Origin of the sequence: Pseudoalteromonas haloplanktis ATCC 14393 (assembly GCF_000238355.1) — a bacterium.
Lineage (GTDB): Bacteria > Pseudomonadota > Gammaproteobacteria > Enterobacterales > Alteromonadaceae > Pseudoalteromonas > Pseudoalteromonas haloplanktis.
Genome location: NZ_AHCA01000001.1, coordinates 417,076 through 438,523 on the forward strand (window position 1 = coordinate 417,076; position 21,448 = coordinate 438,523).

Here is a 21,448-nt window from a genome sequence, read left to right on the forward strand (position 1 = left end):
CAGTTATTTTTTAGCTAAATTTGGGTGCTCGACACCCATCCACGCTTTAAATAACGCCATTTGCTCTGTGGTTGCCCCTTTACGAGCAACCAGCTTTTTGTCTTTATCAAAGTCTTCATTGAGCTCGAGTGTCGTCGTTTGCAGCGCATCGCGACGAATAAAATCAATGGTCACTTTATCGCCTGCTTTGAAGGTCTCTAAGCTTGCTGTTAAATCTTTGCCTACATGCTTTTTATTAATAGCGACAATTTTATCATCAGTAGTTAAGCCCGCCTGCCATGCAGCGCCATCACGACGTACATGCGTTAAGGTGAGTAACTCACCGCTATTTTTTGCTACAGCATCAATACTAGCAACCGCTTTAGCGCCTTTAGGACGTACTAACTCTAAACCCACTTTTGCAAACAAAGCATCAAAATCGATAGCAGCAGGTGCATCAACATTGTCTGCCCACCAGTTGCTGTAATCGCGACCAGTTAACTCTTTTAAGATAGCTTTAACATCATTGACACTAAAGCCATGAGGCATTTTATATTGACTATACAATGCACGGTGAACATCGCGGTAACTCTGTTTGCCTTGACTTTTATCGAGTAGATCAATATCAAGCGCCATCGAGATCAACGCACCCTCTGAGTATATATTAGTACTGTAATTGCGCGCATGGTCGCCGCCTTGGTTGATCCATTTGTCAAAGCTAGTTTCTGTGGCGCTTTGCACTTCGCGCCCTGGAGTCGCAAGGTGGCGGTTAACCGTTTTTGTTAAGGTATTAAGAAATTCATCAGTGGTTGATATACCTGCGCGTACCATTAAGTGATCTTCAAAATAACTGGTTGAGCCTTCAGCAATCCAAAGTAACTTATCAAAGTTCATATGTGTGTAGTCGTAAGGCACTAGACCTTCTGGTCTATAGGCTTTTACATTCCAGGTATGAATAAATTCATGAGCTGCCGTGCTAATAAACGCAAGGTAGTCTTCACGTGAACCAAAACGATCACGTGGACGCTGAATAATGGTTGAATTGATATGCTCTGTTGCGCCACCTGCACCCGATGTAGCGTGCACCATAAAGACGTAACGCTGATAAGGGTAATCATCCCAGATCACACTGCCTGTAGTAACTAGTTTCTTTAAATCTTTAAGCATTAAATCAACATCGTAGTTACCTTCGCCCCAAATTACCAGTTCATAATCTCGGCCATCAACCTTGAATTTATGTAACTCATTAATACCGGTTTCGATCGGTGAATCAACTAATACGTCGTAATCGGCGGCTTTAAAACTATGCTTAGAACCGGCATTGTCCATTCCCGATACTGAACGCCATGCTTTAGGCACATCAAGCTTTACAGTAACGGGTTCTTGGCGAAATGCTTCGCTAAACATGAAAAAGCCTGAAGCATCAATGAACGCGTGACTATCATCAATATGGCGTGCACGTTTACCCAGTTCATTCGCATAAACCTGGTAATCAATATTTACTTCTGTAGGTTCGTTAAGATGAACACGCCAAGTACTAGCATCCACTTTTTCCCATTTTAATGCTTTACCATTCTCATCTTTGGCCTCAAAAAAACGTACACCATTGGCCAAGTTTAAAATTTCATAACGGCCGGTACGCCAAGCTGGTAATTTTACATCTAAATGTGCTTGCGCGGTTTGTGGAAATTCAACACTCACATTACCTAAATGATGTTCAGGTTGAGTGACAGCAAGTGAATAATTAACATCGGCCCACACCGATTGAGAAAATGCGGCTAATACCGACAAAGCTAAAAACTTTTTCATAACGGTTCTTAATTCTTATATCCAGTGTTCATAATTGTGCTTGAGCCTAACAACGATGATAGGAAATGTGAATTAAAAGCGATAAATTCACGTCCAGATAGGTTCGATGAATAAAAATCATCAACAAAAGCTAAGTTTTTGACTTAGTGACTACATTTGTGCCGTTTTTGTTGTAAACTTAGTCCAATAAAGATTAAATCAATGGCGGAATTTTTAGTGTCACAACAGCTCGAAGTTTTAAATAAAAAACTTAAACAGGCCATTGATACTCGCATGGTCCTTGAACATGCACGAAAACACCAAGTAGACACCCTAAGTAATTTTGCAGCAAAACTCTCTTTGAGTTGTAAGGGCATGGATATCGAACTGGATAACCGCTTAGCCAAATTTCGCAGTGCCCTTAGCAAAGGCGTTGACTTTGAGGCTTTCTCTCCCCTTATCGATGAGATTTTGACGCTATTAAAAAGTCAAGAAGCCCAACAAGCCGCTCATCAACGTGAACTTCATAATAGTGTCCTTGATGCTGGTAAGTTATTACAAAAAACCAAAGGGTTACCTGAAGATGCGCGCAGGACCTTGCGCCATTTACTTGATCATGAGCTCAATAACGTACAATCAACGCGTGACTTTACCCCGCTGCTTAATCGTTTAGTGGCTATTTATCACCAAGCACTGCATGCCAAACTCACTTTATCTGATAGCCAGCAAACAGCCGCGCAGCCTTCATTAGCAAAAGAGTTATTAAATTTAGCGAACGATTTAGTTTTTGAAGATGAAGCAGCAGATCAAGTAAAAACAATTAAGAATAATATTTCTGAAACCGATTCTGTCGATGATTTGTTACGTGCAGCAATTGAAATAATCAAAATTATTGCTGGGAATATTAGTAAAGAGCGTCAATCAGCCCAAAGTTTTTTAGTTTCATTAAATCAAACTCTTGAAGAATTGCATCACTCAATCGTCTCTACGAGCAAACATTCTGAAGCGATGGGGGCTGAATTTGATGCGCTTAATAAACGCATCGAAGGTAAAATTAATAATCTAACAACGCAAACACAAAATGCCACATCAATTTCAGCATTAAAAGCACTCGTGGATAACGAATTAAAATCACTTAGCCAAGATTTAATCGAAAAAGAACGTCTTGAACAACAGGACCGAGAAATGTTACTTGGCAGTTTTCAAGAAATAAATCAACGCATTGGTAATCTTGAAACTAAGTTATCAAAATATAAAAAACGTTTGCATGAACAACGCTTTAAAAGTTTACTTGATAGCTTAACGAAATTACCTAACCGAGCTGCGTTTGATGAGCGATTTAACCATGAATTTCATTTATTTGCGGTGCAAGAGTCCGATGTCACACTAGTGGTGATTGATGTCGATCACTTTAAATCTATTAATGATAAATACGGCCATAGTGCCGGTGATAAAACACTGCAAGTGATTGCCAAAGCATTGCAGATGTCTATTCGTAAATCTGACTTTATTGCGCGTTACGGCGGTGAAGAATTCGTGTTATTAATGCCAGGTATGTCTTTAGAGTATGCCAGTCAACCTCTTGAAAAAATTAGAAAAGCGGTTAAGGGAATTCCGTTTAAGTTTAAAGATAAACAAGTAGAGATCACAATTTCAATCGGTGCTACTCAATTTAAGAAAGGCGATACACCTTTGAGTGCATTTGATCGTGCTGATGATGCTCTTTACAAAGCCAAAAAAACCGGTCGTGACCGTTTATGTATCAATAAATAATCACGACTCCCCCACTGCTTTCAAAAGCAAGGAGAATGCCTATGTTAATACAGTTAAACCCGACAGGTGTGTTAGATTTACTGTCGCAACTTGAAGTAGATTTATTAGAGCAATCATCCACCAGCGAGCGTTATAAGTTATTTAGAAATTGTGCTTTAGCTGTTCTCAATGTGGGTAGCCACACTGATTCAAGCTCAGAGATTTATGACAAATATGAAGATTTTGATATTCGTTTACTTAGCCGTGAACGCGGCATTAAAATTGAGCTACTCAATCCGCCAACAACGGCGTTTGTTGATGGTGAAATAATTACCGGTATTCACGAGCATATTTTCTCTGTAATTCGTGACATTTTATTTATCTGTCAAAAGTATGAAAAAGATTTAAGCGAACAAAAAGCCATTACCCATATGGTGTTTGACATGCTGCGCAATGCAGCGGCCCTGCGCGTTAATAGCGACCCAAGTATGATTGTTTGTTGGGGCGGCCATTCAATAAATGAAGTAGAATACAAATACACCAAACAAGTTGGTTACGAATTAGGCTTACGTGGCTTAAACATTTGTACTGGCTGTGGCCCAGGTGCAATGAAGGGCCCGATGAAAGGTGCTACAATTGGTCATGCGAAGCAACGAAACACCAACAACCGCTATTTAGGTTTAACAGAGCCGAGTATTATTGCCGCTGAACCACCCAATCCAATCGTTAATGAGCTGGTTATTCTGCCTGATATCGAAAAACGCCTTGAAGCCTTTGTACGTACTGCGCACGCTATTATAATTTTCCCAGGTGGCGCAGGGACAGCTGAAGAATTATTATATTTATTAGGTATATTACTTCACCCTGACAACGCTAAACAGTCATTGCCCGTTATTTTAACTGGGCCTAAAGAGAGTGAGAATTATTTTACTGAGCTATGCCAATTTATTGAAATGACGCTCGGCAAAGAAGCCCTTGATAAATTTGAAGTGATCATTGATAACCCTGAGTTAGTCGGTATCAAGCTCAAATCTGCAATGGCAAATGTTCGTGATTATCGTAAGAGCCAAGGGGATGCTTATTATTTTAACTGGACATTGAAAATCGATAATGAATTTCAAAAACCGTTTGCGCCTACCCATAACAATATGGCCAGCCTTGATTTGCATTTAAACCAAGAAAAGCAATTACTTGCCGCTAACTTACGGCGTGCATTTTCAGGGATAGTGGCCGGCAATGTAAAAGACGAAGGTATCCAAGCGATTAAACAGCACGGTCGCTTTGTAATTAGTGGCGAGCCGGCGCTAATGAAAGCAATGGACAGGCTACTACAAGCATTTGTTGAGCAAGGTAGAATGAAACTTCCAGGTAGTAAATATGTACCATGTTATGAAGTTAAGGCATAAGGGTAAATATAGTTGTGTCAGGTCAGTTACTTTTAATAGATGCGCTTAATTTAATTAGGCGCATCTATGCAGTAGATAGTAATCAAAATAAAGGCAGTGATGAGCAAATGATCATTACCTGCTGCGCGCGGGTTGCTCATGCCTGTGAAAAGCTTATTAAGATCACCCAAGCCAGCCATGCAATCGCTGTATTCGATGGCGATAAAAGCTGGCGTTATCATTATTACCAACATTATAAAAGTAGCCGTGCACCGATGCCAGCAACGCTACAAAACGCATTAGATAAGTTTAAACATGCGATTGAACAAACTGGTATGGTGGTGTTTACGCCGCTAAATGATGAAGCCGATGATATCATTGCCACCTTAGCCCATAAAATGGCTGACAATCAATTGTGCAGCACGATTGTTTCTACCGATAAAGGTTTTTTACCAAGCTTAAATAACTACATCAATGTGTATGACTATTTTAAAAAAGAGTATTTAGATCACGCTGCAATCGAAAAACGATTTGGTGTTCAACAGTCAAGATTAATTGATTTTTGGGCTATGGCCGGCGATAAAACCAATGACATTCCCGGCGTTAAAGGGATAGGCAGTAAAACAGCCATTGAAATTATCAGCAAGCATACAGATATTGCCCAAGCCACTGAAGATGAGACGCTATCTCCCGCTGTGCGTAAAAAATTAGCAGCAGGTATGACAGACTATATTACCTCTAAACATTTGGTGGCTTTACGTACAGATATTAATTTAGGCTTTAGTTTAAAGCAGTTAAGGCTCAATTAATCGCATTCTCGTAGCACTGAATTTGAACTATGCGTATACTCGGTTTAAGTCTCAGTGTAAGAGTGTAAAATGTTTAAGAAAGTTTTTCGCTATCTCATATTAGGTTTAGGTGTATATGCCTTGATCGCAACTTTGGTCATCACTTTTTATAAAGATGATCCACAGGCAATGATCTGGCAGGACCGAGAAGCATTCAATAAACGTTATATCGCTAAGTTAAGTGTAGAAACACCTACGACCTTAAACACTGTGTTAGAGTATTTAGGCAGTCCAGATCTAACTTTTGCTAAACGTGATAACGAACAAGTATGGCAAATTATTTTTTACCGTACACAACATGTCAAATCGGATGGGATCACCACAATGGACGAATGCACAGGTTTACTGTTTAAAAATGGTGAATTAATTTTATGGGGACCCAGTGCATTTGACGTATACGAGCAACACGGGTAATTGATTAACTATGGATAATCCCTGCGCACAGGATCTTGCAAGCCTTTTTGACAAAACTCATCAAGTGTTACGGTTTTATCATAACAAAAATCAATGGCCGCAAATTTATCCGCTTTTGTGCCAACTGGCTGAGCAGTATTATACGCTCTACCAAACACATCCAAATGCGATGCAAGCACAACTTTGCCTTTATGTTGACAGCCATGGTTACACAACGAATTTAGTCGTCAATCAATGTGTTATTATTTGTGCATTGTGTCACTCTTTAAGCTACGACAGTAAAATCACCCAGCTTCTTATTTGTGTGTGTTTAACCAATTATTTATGCGTGCAAACTCAAACCAATAAATTAGCACTGCGCCAGCCTCTCAACTTACAAGAAAAAAAACAGTGGCAATCGCGCCATCAGCTCGCAGTTAAATTACTACAGGCGGCAAATATACCAACAGCGCATATTGCAGGTATTTTATCGCGCTTGAATAAATATAAACAGGCACTGTTAAGTACGCCAAAAATCATGCTCTACGATGGACCAACGACCTTAGTGGCATTAGCAAATGTAATAGCTATGAACATTACGTATCGTACGCAAAACGACCACGTTGATATATACAAAGCAATTGCTGATATTTACATTCGTACCCCTAACTTGTTTGCACAACACGCATTAAAAGCATTAATTGCTCACATTGGTCCTTACTTACCAGGTGCTTTAATACAGTATCATGATCAGCAGTTGACTTATGTTGGAAAAGACTCTCGCCAACGTCATGTATTAATTGCATTAAGTGAGCAGCAAAAAGCGAAATGGTACAGTGTTAAAGCAAGATTAGAGTCAAACTCAAAGCAACGACCCAGTATCGATAAACGGTTATTATTTAGTGTATGGTTTACGGACCATATCGCATCGCCTGTCAAAGTTATTGATGCTGAAAAACAACAGTTATTACTGTTGATAAGCCAAGTTAAAATACAGAAAGAGTATTCATACAGTGCACTTGCTAAACTCCTGTCTCACCGCCGTACAACGATTGAATTACTACGTGAAGCAGTCAGGCCATATAATAAAGAACATTTAGCAGGGAAAGATCTACGTCACTGTTTATCAATGGTTGGTTTATATAATGCCCCCGCTATCATTCAACAGGTGCTGTTTGAACAACTTGTGAATCATCAAGCCCATCCATTGATGCAACATGTACAACTACGCTTACAGGCGATTATACGCTTGCTAGATCTACTTGTTAGTCATGATAAGCATAGTCAGTTTGAACTACTCGCATTACCCATTTACGGCTATGTAAGTTACTTAATCGAGCATTGCAGTACTACAATAAGCCGTAAAGTATTGCATGAAAAACAGCTAAAAAGTGATGTAAGTATGCCATTTTCTTGGTTATTTGGCGTGACAATTGATGATAGTGAACATTTAACAGCTTATCTACTTGAACTGCTAGGCGACAACCCATGGGCCCAAGCCCTATTGGATGCAGAGCAACAGCAAAAGCAACTTTTATCTACACAAGCGCAACTATGGGTTGCAATAAAATTGGTGGTAATCAAGGTATTTCAACCAAATGCTCAGCAAAGTCGTTGGCAAACAGATACTTTTGAACAGGTACTGAAACGACTCGATTGGCAATCCAGTAAACAATTTTACAGTCAACTACCCAGTTTAGGTTTGTGTAGTAGTGTATGAATACTTATTAGACATTGTGACTAATTAGGAGCGTTTTCACGGGTTTTACTGGCAAAAAGTTGAATAAATTGCTATAAAAGCCGCTTACATTTTCAAACTCATTCACGTAAATAATCTAACAAGCTATCGCAGTTTAACAATGCGACATATTTACGTGCTTCTCTAACTCGTAATAGGAAAAGTTCATGGCCAAACAAACCATCACAGTGATCAAAGGCGACGGCATCGGTCCAAGTATTATTGATTCAGCTCTTGAGATCTTAACAGCCGCAGGGTGCGATTTTGATTATGAATTCGTTGATGCAGGTCTTGCAGCCTTAGAAAAGACCGGTGAATTATTACCGCAAGAAACGATCGATACGATTGCACGTAATAAAATTACCCTTAAAGGTCCGCTAACAACGCCAGTGGGTGAAGGGTTTACTTCAATCAATGTAACTTTACGTAAGCAATTTGGTCTATATGCCAATGTTCGCCCTGTAAAATCTTTTATCGGCACTAAAGCGCGTTATGAAGATATCGATATCATCACTGTACGTGAAAACACCCAAGGCATGTACTCAGGCTTAGGCCAAGTAACCTCTGAAGATGGTAACGAAGCACAAGCTATGTCGATGATCACCCGTGAAGGTGCTGAAAAAATCGTTACTTTTGCATACGAGCTTGCAGTTCGTGAGGGCCGTAAAAAAGTAACAGCCGTTCATAAAGCGAACATTTTAAAATCAACGTCAGGTTTATTTTTAAAGGTCGCCCGTGAAGTGGCTGAACGTTACCCTGAAATTGAATCAACAGAAATGATCGTTGATGCAACGTGTATGAAGCTTGTTATGAGCCCTGAAGAGTTTGATGTCATTGTAACGACCAACCTGTTTGGTGATATTTTATCAGATTTATGTGCAGGTTTAGTCGGTGGCTTAGGTATGGCGCCAGGTGCTAATATTGGTGAAACTGCAGCAATCTTTGAAGCCGTTCACGGTAGTGCACCTGATATTGCAGGTAAAAACTTAGCAAACCCAACATCTGTAATTTTAGCATCTATCCAAATGTTAGAGCATTTAGAAATGGGTGACACTGCAGAGCGTATCCGTAGTGCAGTAGCAGACGTTATTAAAACGGGTGACCGTACTACTCGCGATTTAGGTGGTAATCACGGCACAACTGACTTCACACAAGCTGTTATTGACCGTTTATAATTAAAACGAATAATATAACCGCTAAAAAGAAAGCCAGTGTTTACTGGCTTTTTCGTTAACGATATTACAGTTTCCTGCGTCGTAAACTGATAGGTAAAAGTACTAACATCAACCATAGGATACCGCCACCGCTGGAGCCTGCACTCGCAGTTTGTTTTTGTACTGCCACTTGCAGTTTAATCACTGGCAATGTTTGTTCAAGACCATCGGGGGAAGTGTCTGAAACTGTCAGCGTCACAGTGTAACTTCCAGGCTCGCTATACGTGTGAGAAGGGTTAGCAAGTCTACTTACAGTACTGCTATCACCAAAATCCCAAGTGTAAGTATAATTATTAAATCCCCCTTGCAGATCACTAATAAAGTTAACCAATAAGCGATTTGCGTTATACTGTGCTTGAGCGGTAAATGGCACCTTTGGGGAAACGCTTGTTGCAAAAGACTGCATTTCATTATTGGCATCCGTGACAGTTACATGAAGTGTATAATCACCGCTGTGTTCATACATATAACTTATAGTTTGCCCTGTAGACGTTGAGCCATCACCAAGTTGCCATGTGTAATTATACGGTGCTTGCCCGCCTGAAATAACCACTTGTGCAGTGACAGTTCCTTGCTCTGTATTGGTATCAATACCTGTAATTGTAAGTGGCTCTGTTAGCAGCAGTGTCATCGTTTCTTGAAACTGGCGCTCTTGTTCATCTATGCGAGTAAAGCTCACTGTATAACTGCCATAATCAGCATACTGATGGTCAGGGCGTAGCTCTTCACTATTTTTTCCATCGCCAAACTGCCAGCTAAAACTATCTGTTGGTGTTAATGTCATCCCCTTAATTTCAAAGCTCACATCAAGATCATTGACCACTGCCGTGATCCCTGATTGCGCCGTAAAGCCTAACAATAACTCGATTGAGCTGTTATCTACGGCTTGATCAATAATGGAGAAGTTAAAACCGAGCGGAGACAATTTAACACCAGAAGCTGGCTGCTCGATAAAGCTATAATCATTAACATCAGTAAATTTCGTGATGGCTGTTAACTCTGTATCGCCCAGCCCCTGTCGCTGCCCATAAAGGCTAAATGCAGCATCACGTAATTGAATTGTGGTACTGGCAACTTCATCACTAGCCCCTTTAGTAATCGCATTTTGATCTGCATCGACAACTAATATGAAGCCCTCACCAACATGCTCTGGGGTGTTGTTATCTGAAAATTGTTCATTAGCAGACCAAAGTAGCAACCCCGGCGAATACTGTTCAGCTTGTAAGCCACTGTCAATTCCTAAATGGCTACGTAACTGCAAATAGTAATGCTGTGGTTTTGCATAAATGTGTTCACCCACACGGCTAAAACCAGTTAGTTGCACGGCAGGTACTTGCTCTGCGTTTTCTTGCCAAACGAGCGTATTCCCTTGGCTAATACTTAAATCATCAACCACAAAACCAAAGTAGTTGGTATAAACATCTGTTTTATACGTAAAGGCAAGGGTAATACTCTGTCCCGCGTAGTCCGATAAATCAAACCGATGCCGTAGGTAATTATTGGGTTGCTGTCTCCCAACGACCGCGCTTGAAGATCCACTGATGTAATGACCAAGTTGCTCATAAAAAGGATTATTCTCTTTAGTATACTGAGAAGCCATTGCTTGGCCATTAACCAGCACTTGGGCATAATCATAATGGTCTTCTATGCTGTAATACGCACTTAAATCTAAATAGGTTGGCACTTCACTCGCTGGTATATCTATTTTAAAGGCCATACTATGAGCAATATTATCGCCACTGCCGGAGTAGTATTGAAATCGGCCTTCTACCGCTTGATAAAACGATTCTAAACTCGCTGGCAAAGTGATCTTAAGTTGATTAAGTGCTGCAGAAGTACCGCTACTATGCTGAAGTATGTGTTGTGAGTTATTTGGAACTTCATCTAGTGAAATATTAACTTGATTTAACCAATTACCTTGGTATCGATTTTGTAAGTACTCAAGCGCATACGGACTAAACATAACCGGCTGTGAACCACTTGGGAAACCTGCCCAGCTACCGCCCGACATAACAGACCAAAGCGCAACCGGTTCACCAAGTTCACTACCGGTTAAATCATATTCATCAGGCAAGCCAAGATCATGACCAAACTCATGCACAACCACGCCAATGCCTGCATCAATTGGATTAATCGTATAACCAAATAAACGAATGTCGCTGTTACTAATAACAGTAGTCGAGTCCTCGGCATCGCCATACACATAATAGCGATGTGACCAGATAGCATCAGTGCCAAGAACGCCACCACCCGCTTCCTCACCAATACTTGAATGAAAAATCATCACATGGTCAATGATGCCATCAGGTTCATTGGTTATTCCATCACCATCAAGATCATCTAAGTCGGTCAAATCATAGTCAGCTAAATTAATATTAAATTGCGCAACTGCTTTTTCTACCGCTTCGTGTACTAGCCGCGGTGCATCAATATCATTATTATCGCCTTGACGTGCTCCATAACTACTGGCTTTACTATCCGCCCTTACCCAGCCATAGACATTGCCTGTAAAAGCTAAGCTTTCTCCTGACGCTTGCTGGTAATATTGATACGCAGTTTGCAATGTTTGCTGTTGCGGCCCTTTATAACCTGTAGTTGAGAACAACATTTGTTGATAGTGCTCGATACTGTAGTCTTCATAATACATATCCGTGTCAGCAGCAACAAAACCATGCTCATCATGGGGTAAATCCGCAAAGTCGACTAAAATAGCGAGAACCTTTACGGTATTCTTGTGTTCATTAGGTAATTGAGCAGACACACTTGCCATGCGCTTTGCTATTGTACGTTGTTGATTTAATAACGCAGGTATATGCTGCTTCTGAAAAAGGTGGGTTCCACCTTGACCTATATAATCATTTAACAGCGACTGAGTATCAGAGTGATCATTAAGCTGTCCTCGTTTATTTAGCCAATAGAGGATCCGTTCTTTGTTGATCACACCAATGTCGGTTGGGCTACTTGATTGTGGCTTTGCGATAGTTGGCTGAGTTAATAATGTCAGCATCAAGACAAAGAACCATTGTACATTTTTCACTTTATCACCTACTTCCCACTGTATTGTTGCCATCATAGCGAACTATTCAAAAAGGTACATGCTATTTTACGCTACAAGCAGTAAAACGGTTCACATATAAAAATCGCATAATTTCTTTTGTTTTTGTCATTTTAATTACAAATTAAAGCAACTTTAAAATGAAAAAACATTTATTTTGGAAATTTAATGCAAGTTTTCACATTCACAGTTGACATCGAATGACAAAAGCTTTAAAAATAAGGGTATTAAATTTAGTGAATGAGTTGTGCTTTTTATTACCTAATAGGTTGCACAATGTAACGCACCATTAAAATTTTTATAACAAAACAAATAGAAGAATAACAGCGCTATGAATAACCAACGTCACCTTATCAATGTACTCGTACTGGTCTTAGTCTTAAGCCCAGCGGGGATGTATTAAAAGGTGAATACGCTTTTTAAAAACCCCCGCCTTCAGCGGGGGTTTTTTTATGCATTTAAAATACAATGCCATTGCGATTAAATAGCGAACAGAGTCAATACTCTCGAACCGCTATTTTACAAAGGTATTAGGCACGCAGAGGAATGAGGATGAGTACACAACAATATAATGGCTCCGAACTAGTTGTTCAGGCATTAAAAGCATTGCGAGTAAAATATATATTTGGCTACCCCGGTGGTTCAGTATTAGATTTATATGATGCATTATTTCAACAAGATGATGTTGAACATATCTTAGTGCGTCATGAACAAGCAGCCACTCATATGGCCGATGGCTACGCTCGTGCAACCGGCGAGGTGGGTGTTGTATTAGCCACTTCAGGACCTGGTGCAACCAATTGCATTACAGGTATTGCAACCGCTTATATGGATTCAATTCCAATGGTGGTGCTCTCAGGTCAAGTGCCAACGAACTTAATTGGTGATGACGCGTTTCAAGAAACCGATATTATTGGCTGTTCACGCCCAATAGTTAAACATAGTTTTAACTGTCGTAGCGCAAAGGATATCCCTGCAATTTTAGCGAAAGCATTTTATATTGCCAGCACAGGTCGCCCTGGTCCTGTGGTTGTTGAACTACCGAAAGATATGTTAAATCCGGCACTAAAATTTGATTTTGAGTTCCCACCTGCAACAGAGCTGAGAACCTATAGCCCGAATACTAAAGGCCACCCAAAGCAAATTCGTAAAGCCGTTACCGCTATATTAGAAGCTAAAAAATTAGTTATCTATTCTGGTGGTGGTATTGTTATTTCTAACACCTCTGAGCAACTAACCCACTTGGTTGAGTCACTCAATGCGCCAATTACCAATACCTTAATGGGTTTAGGTGGTATTTCAGGTGTGCATCCTAATTTTATTGGCATGCTTGGTATGCATGGCAGCCTTGAGGCAAACAAAGCAATGGCCAATGCCGATGTGATTCTAGCATTAGGCGCGCGCTTTGATGATCGAGTAACCAACAACGTCAAAAAATTCTGCCCTAACGCGACTATTGTCCATGTTGATGTCGACCCAACATCAATTTCTAAAACAATTAAGGCGCACATTCCAGTTGTAGGTTGTTTATCAACAGTACTTGAGCAATTACAAACTGCAATTGATAAAAGCCCCATTAAAATAGACCGTAGTGCGCAAGAAGATTGGTGGCGTCAAATCATCAGCTGGCGTGAGCAAAAATGTTTGAGCTACAACCATGAAGGCGACAAAATCAAGCCTCAAGCGGTCATTGAAGCAATTTATAAAGCCACCCATGGTGATGCTTATATCAGCTCCGATGTGGGTCAACATCAAATGTTTGCCGCGCAGTACTACCCGTTTAAAAACCCACGTCAGTGGATCAACTCAGGTGGGCTTGGCACAATGGGGTTTGGCTTACCCGCAGCAATGGGTGTAAAGCTGGCATTTCCTGATAAAGAATCTATTTGTGTGACCGGCGATGGTTCAATTCAAATGAACATTCAAGAACTATCAACCTGTTTACAATATAACTTAGCAGTCAAAGTTGTGTCACTGAATAACCGCTCATTAGGGATGGTTCGCCAATGGCAAGACATGGTTTATGGTGGACGCCACTCATCGTCTTATATGGAGTCGCTACCTGATTTTGTCAAACTTGCCGAAAGTTATGGGCACGTAGGTATTCGCGTCAACACACTCGATGAACTACAACCAGCTATTGATAGAGCAATGTCGATAAATGATCGTCTAGTATTTTTAGATATTTTGGTTGATGAAAATGAACATGTCTACCCGATGCAAATTAAACTTGGGGCAGTTGATGACATGTGGTTACGTAAAGGAGTGAAAGCATAATGCGCCGTATCTTATCTATTTTACTTGAAAATGAACCGGGCTCTTTATCTCGCATTGTTGGCCTGTTTTCACAACGCGCTTACAACATTGATAGTTTAACCGTTGGCACAACTGACGATCATTCACTGTCTCGTATAACGATTACCACTATGGGTGATGATCGTGTGGTTGAGCAAATCACTAAGCAGGTAAATAAACTCGTCGATGTACTAAAAATTATCGATTTAACTGAAATGTCGCATATTGAGCGAGAGCTGCTATTAGTCAAAGTATTCGCGCAAGACGAAGCAAAACGAGCAGCGGTAACACGTGTTGTTGATGTATTTCAAGGGGCTATTTTAGACATGGGTCGTAATAGTTACACATTACAGCTTGTTAGCAGCACAGATAAGATTGAGTCGTTTTTGGATACCCTACGCCATGAAACCGATATTATTGAAGTGGTTCGCTCTGGTGCCGTTGGCATTGGTCGTGGTGATAAAGCGTTAAAAGCGTAACACTCATTTTCGCAACAAAAAAAGGGCTAACTAGCCCTTTTTTATTTAATCAATTTACTTGATTAAGGATTAACTTGATCTTTTAGACCTTTACCCGCTTTAAAGCTTGGGATAGTTGCCGCTGCAATTTGAATTTCTGCACCAGTTTGTGGGTTACGACCAGTACGTGCAGCACGCTCTTTTACAGAGAAAGTACCGAAACCAACTAATGCAACTGAATTACCATCTTTTAAAGAAGAAGTAACAGCACCAGTGAATGCATCAAGTGCACGTGTTGCTGCTGCTTTAGAGATTTCTGCATCAGTAGCGATTTTTTCAACTAATTGAGCTTTATTCATTTGTTAAATTCCTATTCGTTATTATTTTGCCTTCGCAAAACCTATCTTTATGCATTTTTTAAGTCTTGGCAACAGCAAAATGCCTTTTTTGCGTAAATTCTTAAAAAATGAGTAAATTTTAAATAATTGCCCAAATAAATATCGATTTAAACATTAACCAACAGTGAATGTAACCACTAATTTGGCAAATCAATATGACAATTTGTTTATCATTCCACTTTTTCGATAACTAAGGTCACTTCCCCGACCTCAATGCCAAACTTATCAATAGCTGTACGGTTAATCAAGCGCGATTGTGTTACCAAGTACATCCAATCATCTAAATTAACTTCAATGGTGTCATTTTGGTAAGGTAGTTCAAGCGTGTATTGCCAATGAAACACACTGCCATTACTGCTACCTTTAGCAATACCAATCACATCTGAGGCGGTGCCCGTTAGAGAATTATCGTCATTTAAGGTGATTTTCCACACTCGACGCTGAGTTTCGCCATCGTCGTAAACGAAATCTTCCTCTATCACGCCCTGATTGCCATCCCAGCTGGCGTTCATATCAACGACCATCTTGCGGGTTAGTTCACCGCTATAATCCTGCACAACGCCATAGGCTTTCAATCTGCCATTAAAAAATTGCTTAAAATTAAATTCAGGGCTGCTGCCCTGATAATGATCGACATCTGGCGCAACACAGCTGACTAATGTAATACAAAAAATGACTATCAATGCTAATGTTAACTTTTTCATTTTTGTTCCCCGATCAGTTGTTTACGCATTGCAGGCTGCGAAGTTTGCGGTGATAGCCAAATAGCTAAAAAGTGATCAGCAAACTCACTGTCATCAATACCACCCAGCTTGCTATCATTATGGTAAAAAGTGCCTTTACCTTGCTCATCCGTTATAAAAGAAAGTGTTTCTCCTTCTTTTATATCTGGCCATAGCGCTAGCAACTCTTTATCGTACTTACCAAGCAAGTCATTCTTTCCTAAATGCTGCCATTGTTCATTGGTGGCTTTAACAATGTCTTTGGCAGCAAAGTCCCTTAAATAGGTTAACGATAACTTGCTTGGGTGTTGGCCAAACTGATATTGACCTGAAGGAGTAGCAAGTTTTGCATCGTAAACATCCCAAAAGTAGTATTCAAAGCGACTCTGGCCTACTTGTTTGAACTGTGCTGCTAAGCTATTGATTGATAAAAGTAGCAAGAAGAGGGTAAATAAATAAACGGTAATTTTACGCATAACTCATCCTTTAAATAATAAATGATTGATACGTGATTAATGGCCATAGCGATCGTGTAAAAGAAGATAAGTCGCTATTTTTTTATTCGCAAAAATAATCAAGGTAAACATCAACGCCCAACTAAGACCATATACCAACCAAAAAAACCACAGTGGCTGGGCTATTGTTATTACCTCAAATCGCGCGCCAGCCCAATAACTTGCCGGTGCAAACACAGTACATAAAACACATGATAAATACCAAGGAAGCCTGGTTAGAAATTGCATTGACGTATTAACAGTCAACAACAGTGCGCTCCACAGTAATACCAACCAGATGGGGTAAGGGTTTGATTTAAAGCCAAGCAAATCAAATTGCACCATTATATATTCAAAGCACAGTGCGATACTAAGGCCAAGCAACAACAGCAGTGAATCTTGCTTACGTTGTTTCGATAACCACAGCATCAAAATAAGCACTGTCGCTATAGGTAAATTTGCCCTATTTTCAAAGAGTAAAGCCATAAACCAAACACTTTGGAACAGTGCAAAATTAATAACCGAGTGCAATATCATCACCAGAGTGGCTAAATCGGGGCTTACGCGCCACTAAGTGCACAGTACTGGTTGCACGGGTACGAAATGCCCCTTCGCAATACGCTAGATAGAACAACCATAAACGGTAAAAACGCTGATCAAACTTTACTTTGTCAATCTCTGGCCAGCTTGCAATAAACCGAGTACGCCAATCAGCCAAGGTTCTAGCGTAGTGGACACCAATGTCTTTAATACTGTGTACGACCATATCGGTTTGCTGTTTAATTTGCTTATTCATTTCATCTATGCAGGGCAAACAGCCACCAGGGAAAATATATTGCTGAATAAAATCGGAGTTTTTTAAATAATGCTGATAGCGTTGATCACCAATAGTGATTGCTTGGATCAACATTGCACCAGAGTCTTTCAATAACGCATTACACTTTTGAAAGAAGCCGGGTAAGAATTCATGGCCGACAGCTTCAATCATCTCTATTGAAACCAGCTTGTCGTAACGCCCTTCAAGCAGACGGTAATCTTGTTTCAACAATGTAATTTTATCTGCAAGCCCTAATTCGGCTATTTTTTGTGCCACATAAGCGTGTTGTTCATCTGAGATTGTCGTAGTCGTAACATGGCAACCATAATGAGTAGCAGCATGAATAGCAAACGCCCCCCAGCCTGTGCCAATTTCAATTACAGTGTCTCCTTGCTGTAAATCAACTTGCTGACAAATTAAGTCCAATTTGTAACTTTGCGCTTGCTCAAGCGTTGCCTCTTTCGTGGGGTAAACAGCGCACGAATACAGCATTTCAGTGCTTAAAAACGATGAATAAAGATCATTGCCTAAATCATAATGGGCGACTATGTTCTTTTTCGAACCGTGTTGCGAGTTTTTATTTTTAAAGTGATTAAGACGAAAATAAAGATTGCTAAAAAACGCAAATTTTTTCTCAAACGCATCCAGCTCAGCCTGATTTATCGCAAAAATCTCAATCAATGCGGTTAAATTATCGCAATCCCAATGACCTAGAATGTAAGATTCCCCCGCACCAACACTTCCAGATAAAGCAAATGCTTTATACATTAAGGCATCATGCACAGTTAACTGCACCTTCAACTTACTTTGATGGTCGCCAAAATGAACAACCTCATTACCATGTACTAAGGTAATATGGCCTACCTTTAGGCTATTAAACGCACCAAAAACAAGTTTTTTATATACTTTGATTAGCCAATCGTGCGATTGCCCACTTTCTAAACTGGACACTTTTTCCATAATTTCACCTAAAATTTAATTACAGTATCTCAACCGCCGTTACCTGAATGACCAATAAATGGCACACGTTTACAAAGCAACTTAAAAGCATGAACGTAAATACCTTTAAAAATACTCCACGTCATTGCTGGGAACTGTTTTAATAAACGACTGATCGCAGCCTTTGTTAATGTGTGTCGCTCAAGCCGTAAAGTGGCATCAAACAACAGCTGGTCATCTTTTTTATTTTCAATATGTATCATGGTGTTATCTTTATTAAAGCGGATATGCCAATGATAGTTCATATCAAGATCCATAAAGGGTGATACGGAAAAAGCTTTTTTAAAGTTCACTTTTTTTGCAAGTGGCACTAAATAATAGTGTCTTTCGTTCCACGGCGTGTTGCTCACCTCAGCAACCATGTGGGTAAAGTCACCGGTTGCCGTTTGGTAAAAATAGAAATTTACTGGGCTGAAATACACCCCTAAACAGCGTAATTGCCCTAACATATAAACATGAGTAAATGACTCTGATACGCCAAGCTGAGCAATTCTAGTAAGTGCGCGTTGGCTAATGGTGTGTTGTGGTTGCTCTGCGTATGCTAGGTAATCTTGTTGGCAAAATTTTAGGGCCTTAAAACCTTTCGTGCCCAACCAAGGGTGAACGCCATCTAAACTATCCGGTTCCATTAAATCAACCCACATCATATACATAGGGTACTTAAATTGATGTGCTTTAACAGCAAATCGGCGATGCTTAACATCGCCAACATAAACCGCGCTAGTCAAACTCAACCCCTAATTGACGTGCGACATCAACTGCACTTTTCACACCATCTTCATGAAAACCGTTGTACCAGTACGCACCGCAGAAAAAGCTATTATTTTCACCATCAATCAATGGTTTTTGCTTTTGAGCTGCAATCGATGCTTTGTTAAACACCGGGTGATGGTAAGTAAATTCCCGTAAAATTTTAGCTCTATCAATACCGTCACGATAATTTAAGCTCACGCAAAACTGAGTATCGCTGTGTATTCCTTGTAAAATATTCATTTGGTAAGTGACCACTGCGGCGTTGTCGGTGTGATCATTTAACAAGTAATTCCAACTGGCCCACGCTGCTTTTCGCTTTGGTAATAAACTCGTGTCAGTGTGTAGGATCACTGAGTTTTCAGTGTACGGAATGGCACCAAGTACAGTTTGTTCATCCATAGTTGGCTCATCCATTAAGGCCAGCGCTTGGTCTGAATGACAGGCAAAAATCACTTTATCAAAGGTTTCAGTACGCCCGTCAGCAAACTCTATAGTAACAATCTGCTCATTTCGTTTTACTGTTTTGATGTGACTATTGAGCTGAATTTTGTCGGCAAACCCTTTAATTAATGGCGCGATGTATTCACGAGAACCACCGGGGATCACATACCACTGTGGACGATTAGTAATATCTAATAGGCCATGGTTAAAAAAGAACTTTACAAAAAATTCAACACCCACATTGCTCATTTCTTTAATGCTGGTAGACCAAATCGCCGCGCCCATGGGCAAAATATAATGGTAGCGAAAGAACTCGTTAAAGCCATGTTGATCAAGCAAGGCGCCTAATGTTTGCCCTTGTTGGTATTGATTAGCTGCGTGTAATGACTTACACAGTTTATTAAAACGCACAATATCGCTGAGCAATTTCCAAAACCGAGGACGAAAGATATTACGCTTTTGGGCAAATAAACTAGTAAAGGTATGGCCATTGTATTCAAAACCCGTTTGTTCATTATGAACACTAAAACTCATTTGGGTGGGTTGGCGATTAACCCCAATACGCGCTAGTAACTTCTCAAAATTGGGGTAAGTACGGTCATTAAATACAATAAAACCGGTGTCTACAGCGTATTCTCGTCCATCGACCTGAACATCGACAGTCGCGGTGTGCCCACCAATGTAATTGTTTTTTTCAAATACCGTTATATCGTACTTTTTATGCAGTAACTGTGCACAGCTTAAGCCGGCTATACCCGACCCTATAATGGCGACTTTTTTCAACGGGTTAATCCTTTTGCAAGTTTTAGCCATAGCGACAATGGCAGGATACGTAAACATTTTAAAATGAGGGTAAATCGATAAGGAAAATGCACTTCTTTACGTCTTTTTGCCACGCCTTTAATAATATAATCAGCTGCTTTTTCAGCTGTTACAGCCATGGGCATTGGAAAGTCATTTTTGTCTGTTAGTGGTGTTTTCACAAAGCCTGGGTGCACTAACGTGACATCAATATCGTTTAAATCTATAGCCAAACTTTTCGCCAAATAGCTGACTCCCGCTTTTGACGCGCCATAGGCTTGAGAGCGTGGCAGTGGTAAATAAGTGACACTTGAACTGACCAGTACCAGCTGGCCGCCGGGTTTAATTTTAGGTAGCAGTGCCTCTAAGCAATAACCCATACTGAGTAAATTGGTTGTGACAACGCGGGTAAATAAACTGCTATCAAAATTACGTGCATCGTCAACATATTCACAATTTCCTGCATTTAAAATCACTCGGTCTAAATCAGGGTAAGCTGCTGTTGCAAGACGTATCTGCTGAATGTCGGTAGCATCGAATTGGCATGCTTGGATATTATCAAACTGTCCAAGCGCGTTTAATTTTTCCTGATTTCGACCACAGGCGATCACCGTATCACCTGCACTCGCGTATTGTTTTGCTAATTGTTCCCCGATGCCAGAGGTTGCACCTGTTATCAAAGTGATCATGACTGTGCCGCCCTTTTGTCTATGTAATTAATCACAGAGCCGAGCAAAGGAACATGGCGATACAATAACGCGCCAACATCAAAGTAATCTCGATGACTAATAATCTTTTCATCAACAAACTGCAAGTGGCTGTGCCCTTCAACGCTTATCTGCTGCGCACCATTAAGTTTTGGGTGCACGTATTGCATTGTCCAGTACACAAAGGCCTTATCGTCAGTGCTAATTGCATCACTGATAGTAAATTGGCAATAAGAAAGGTTACTATAAAGACCTGAAAAGTAGTTTGTTAGTTCAGTTAAGCCAGTTACCTGATGCAGAGGATCTTTAAATGTAATATCTTGGTGGTAAATCTGATTCAATAAACATAAATTATCTTTATTGAGTGACTGATAAACCTCAATAAATTTTTCCGTTTTGTGATTACCCATA

General features: G+C 40.2%; 19 protein-coding genes. 8 read left to right on the forward strand and 11 right to left on the reverse strand.

All coding sequences use genetic code 11. The features are described from left to right. Window positions 1-3: 3 nt before the first annotated feature. Window positions 4-1,788 (reverse strand): M61 family metallopeptidase, encoded by a 1,785-nt coding sequence (locus PHAL_RS0101660; protein ID WP_016706663.1) that lies wholly within the window; start codon window positions 1,786-1,788, stop codon window positions 4-6. Between the two features lie 201 nt (window positions 1,789-1,989). Here PHAL_RS0101660 and PHAL_RS0101665 point away from each other — a divergent pair, with 201 nt between their 5' ends. The 6 genes from PHAL_RS0101665 (at window position 1,990) to PHAL_RS0101690 (ending at window position 9,058) form a co-directional block, all read left to right on the forward strand. Then, window positions 1,990-3,540: a GGDEF domain-containing protein gene (locus PHAL_RS0101665; protein ID WP_016706664.1), complete on the forward strand. Its 1,551-nt coding sequence runs from the start codon at window positions 1,990-1,992 to the stop codon at window positions 3,538-3,540. 41 nt (window positions 3,541-3,581) lie between these two features. Further along, complete coding sequence (gene ppnN, locus PHAL_RS0101670) at window positions 3,582-4,925, forward strand: nucleotide 5'-monophosphate nucleosidase PpnN (protein WP_016706665.1); 1,344 nt, start codon at window positions 3,582-3,584, stop codon at window positions 4,923-4,925. A gap of 14 nt (window positions 4,926-4,939) precedes the next feature. After that, the gene (xni, locus tag PHAL_RS0101675; RefSeq protein ID WP_016706666.1) at window positions 4,940-5,713 is read left to right on the forward strand and encodes a flap endonuclease Xni; all 774 of its coding nucleotides are present in this window, start codon (window positions 4,940-4,942) and stop codon (window positions 5,711-5,713) included. 69 nt (window positions 5,714-5,782) lie between these two features. Continuing rightward, window positions 5,783-6,166 carry a DUF3192 domain-containing protein gene (locus PHAL_RS0101680; RefSeq protein ID WP_016706667.1) on the forward strand — a complete coding sequence of 128 codons (384 nt, stop codon included), beginning with the start codon at window positions 5,783-5,785 and terminating at the stop codon, window positions 6,164-6,166. Between the two features lie 10 nt (window positions 6,167-6,176). Then, complete coding sequence (locus PHAL_RS0101685) at window positions 6,177-7,865, forward strand: hypothetical protein (RefSeq protein ID WP_016706668.1); 1,689 nt, start codon at window positions 6,177-6,179, stop codon at window positions 7,863-7,865. A 185-nt stretch (window positions 7,866-8,050) separates the two neighbouring features. Next, the gene (locus PHAL_RS0101690; RefSeq protein WP_016706669.1) at window positions 8,051-9,058 is read left to right on the forward strand and encodes an isocitrate dehydrogenase; all 1,008 of its coding nucleotides are present in this window, start codon (window positions 8,051-8,053) and stop codon (window positions 9,056-9,058) included. Window positions 9,059-9,122: 64 nt separating this feature from the next. On the opposite strand, the gene PHAL_RS0101695 is transcribed toward PHAL_RS0101690, so the two are convergent. Beyond that, window positions 9,123-12,167, reverse strand: coding sequence for an immune inhibitor A domain-containing protein (locus PHAL_RS0101695; RefSeq protein ID WP_016706670.1), 3,045 nt, complete (start codon window positions 12,165-12,167; stop codon window positions 9,123-9,125). 537 nt (window positions 12,168-12,704) lie between these two features. Here PHAL_RS0101695 and PHAL_RS0101700 point away from each other — a divergent pair. Both PHAL_RS0101700 and ilvN read left to right on the forward strand, forming a co-directional pair. Then, entirely contained in the window at window positions 12,705-14,429 is a 1,725-nt protein-coding gene (locus PHAL_RS0101700) for an acetolactate synthase 3 large subunit (RefSeq protein WP_016706671.1), read from the forward strand. Continuing rightward, a complete protein-coding gene (gene ilvN / locus PHAL_RS0101705) occupies window positions 14,429-14,926 on the forward strand; it encodes an acetolactate synthase small subunit (protein WP_016706672.1) in 498 nt (165 codons plus the stop codon). The genes PHAL_RS0101700 and ilvN overlap by 1 nt, the downstream gene beginning before the upstream one ends. A gap of 62 nt (window positions 14,927-14,988) precedes the next feature. On the opposite strand, the gene PHAL_RS0101710 is transcribed toward ilvN, so the two are convergent. From PHAL_RS0101710 to PHAL_RS0101750, 9 genes are all read right to left on the reverse strand, one after another. After that, window positions 14,989-15,264: an HU family DNA-binding protein gene (locus PHAL_RS0101710; RefSeq protein WP_016706673.1), complete on the reverse strand. Its 276-nt coding sequence runs from the start codon at window positions 15,262-15,264 to the stop codon at window positions 14,989-14,991. A 209-nt stretch (window positions 15,265-15,473) separates the two neighbouring features. Further along, window positions 15,474-16,007: a DUF3833 domain-containing protein gene (locus tag PHAL_RS0101715; RefSeq protein WP_016706674.1), complete on the reverse strand. Its 534-nt coding sequence runs from the start codon at window positions 16,005-16,007 to the stop codon at window positions 15,474-15,476. Next, window positions 16,004-16,501, reverse strand: a complete 498-nt coding sequence (locus tag PHAL_RS0101720) for a chalcone isomerase family protein (RefSeq protein WP_016706675.1) — start codon at window positions 16,499-16,501, stop codon at window positions 16,004-16,006. The genes PHAL_RS0101715 and PHAL_RS0101720 overlap by 4 nt, the downstream gene beginning before the upstream one ends. Before the next feature lie 36 nt (window positions 16,502-16,537). Beyond that, window positions 16,538-17,056, reverse strand: a complete 519-nt coding sequence (locus tag PHAL_RS0101725; protein WP_016706676.1) for a DUF2878 domain-containing protein — start codon at window positions 17,054-17,056, stop codon at window positions 16,538-16,540. Then, window positions 17,034-18,296 (reverse strand): SAM-dependent methyltransferase, encoded by a 1,263-nt coding sequence (locus PHAL_RS0101730; RefSeq protein ID WP_016706677.1) that lies wholly within the window; start codon window positions 18,294-18,296, stop codon window positions 17,034-17,036. The genes PHAL_RS0101725 and PHAL_RS0101730 overlap by 23 nt, the downstream gene beginning before the upstream one ends. Before the next feature lie 29 nt (window positions 18,297-18,325). Further along, the gene (locus PHAL_RS0101735) at window positions 18,326-19,063 is read right to left on the reverse strand and encodes a DUF1365 domain-containing protein (RefSeq protein WP_016706678.1); all 738 of its coding nucleotides are present in this window, start codon (window positions 19,061-19,063) and stop codon (window positions 18,326-18,328) included. After that, window positions 19,056-20,312 (reverse strand): NAD(P)/FAD-dependent oxidoreductase, encoded by a 1,257-nt coding sequence (locus tag PHAL_RS0101740; RefSeq protein ID WP_016706679.1) that lies wholly within the window; start codon window positions 20,310-20,312, stop codon window positions 19,056-19,058. The genes PHAL_RS0101735 and PHAL_RS0101740 overlap by 8 nt, the downstream gene beginning before the upstream one ends. Then, entirely contained in the window at window positions 20,309-21,019 is a 711-nt protein-coding gene (locus PHAL_RS0101745) for an SDR family NAD(P)-dependent oxidoreductase (RefSeq protein WP_016706680.1), read from the reverse strand. Before PHAL_RS0101745 ends, PHAL_RS0101740 begins: the two co-directional genes overlap by 4 nt. After that, window positions 21,016-21,447, reverse strand: a complete 432-nt coding sequence (locus tag PHAL_RS0101750; protein WP_016706681.1) for a nuclear transport factor 2 family protein — start codon at window positions 21,445-21,447, stop codon at window positions 21,016-21,018. The genes PHAL_RS0101745 and PHAL_RS0101750 overlap by 4 nt, the downstream gene beginning before the upstream one ends. Between the last annotated feature and the right edge of the window lies 1 nt (window position 21,448).

Coding starts and splice junctions, on each gene's coding strand:
- PHAL_RS0101660 (WP_016706663.1), bottom strand. CDS start 1,788: ATGAAAAAGTTTTTAGCTTTGTCGGTATTAGCCGCATTTTCTCAATCG.
- PHAL_RS0101665 (WP_016706664.1), top strand. CDS start 1,990: ATGGCGGAATTTTTAGTGTCACAACAGCTCGAAGTTTTAAATAAAAAA.
- ppnN (WP_016706665.1), top strand. CDS start 3,582: ATGTTAATACAGTTAAACCCGACAGGTGTGTTAGATTTACTGTCGCAA.
- PHAL_RS0101680 (WP_016706667.1), top strand. CDS start 5,783: ATGTTTAAGAAAGTTTTTCGCTATCTCATATTAGGTTTAGGTGTATAT.
- PHAL_RS0101685 (WP_016706668.1), top strand. CDS start 6,177: ATGGATAATCCCTGCGCACAGGATCTTGCAAGCCTTTTTGACAAAACT.
- PHAL_RS0101690 (WP_016706669.1), top strand. CDS start 8,051: ATGGCCAAACAAACCATCACAGTGATCAAAGGCGACGGCATCGGTCCA.
- PHAL_RS0101695 (WP_016706670.1), bottom strand. CDS start 12,167: ATGGCAACAATACAGTGGGAAGTAGGTGATAAAGTGAAAAATGTACAA.
- PHAL_RS0101700 (WP_016706671.1), top strand. CDS start 12,705: ATGAGTACACAACAATATAATGGCTCCGAACTAGTTGTTCAGGCATTA.
- ilvN (WP_016706672.1), top strand. CDS start 14,429: ATGCGCCGTATCTTATCTATTTTACTTGAAAATGAACCGGGCTCTTTA.
- PHAL_RS0101710 (WP_016706673.1), bottom strand. CDS start 15,264: ATGAATAAAGCTCAATTAGTTGAAAAAATCGCTACTGATGCAGAAATC.
- PHAL_RS0101715 (WP_016706674.1), bottom strand. CDS start 16,007: ATGAAAAAGTTAACATTAGCATTGATAGTCATTTTTTGTATTACATTA.
- PHAL_RS0101720 (WP_016706675.1), bottom strand. CDS start 16,501: ATGCGTAAAATTACCGTTTATTTATTTACCCTCTTCTTGCTACTTTTA.
- PHAL_RS0101725 (WP_016706676.1), bottom strand. CDS start 17,056: ATGATATTGCACTCGGTTATTAATTTTGCACTGTTCCAAAGTGTTTGG.
- PHAL_RS0101730 (WP_016706677.1), bottom strand. CDS start 18,296: ATGGAAAAAGTGTCCAGTTTAGAAAGTGGGCAATCGCACGATTGGCTA.
- PHAL_RS0101745 (WP_016706680.1), bottom strand. CDS start 21,019: ATGATCACTTTGATAACAGGTGCAACCTCTGGCATCGGGGAACAATTA.
- PHAL_RS0101750 (WP_016706681.1), bottom strand. CDS start 21,447: ATGGGTAATCACAAAACGGAAAAATTTATTGAGGTTTATCAGTCACTC.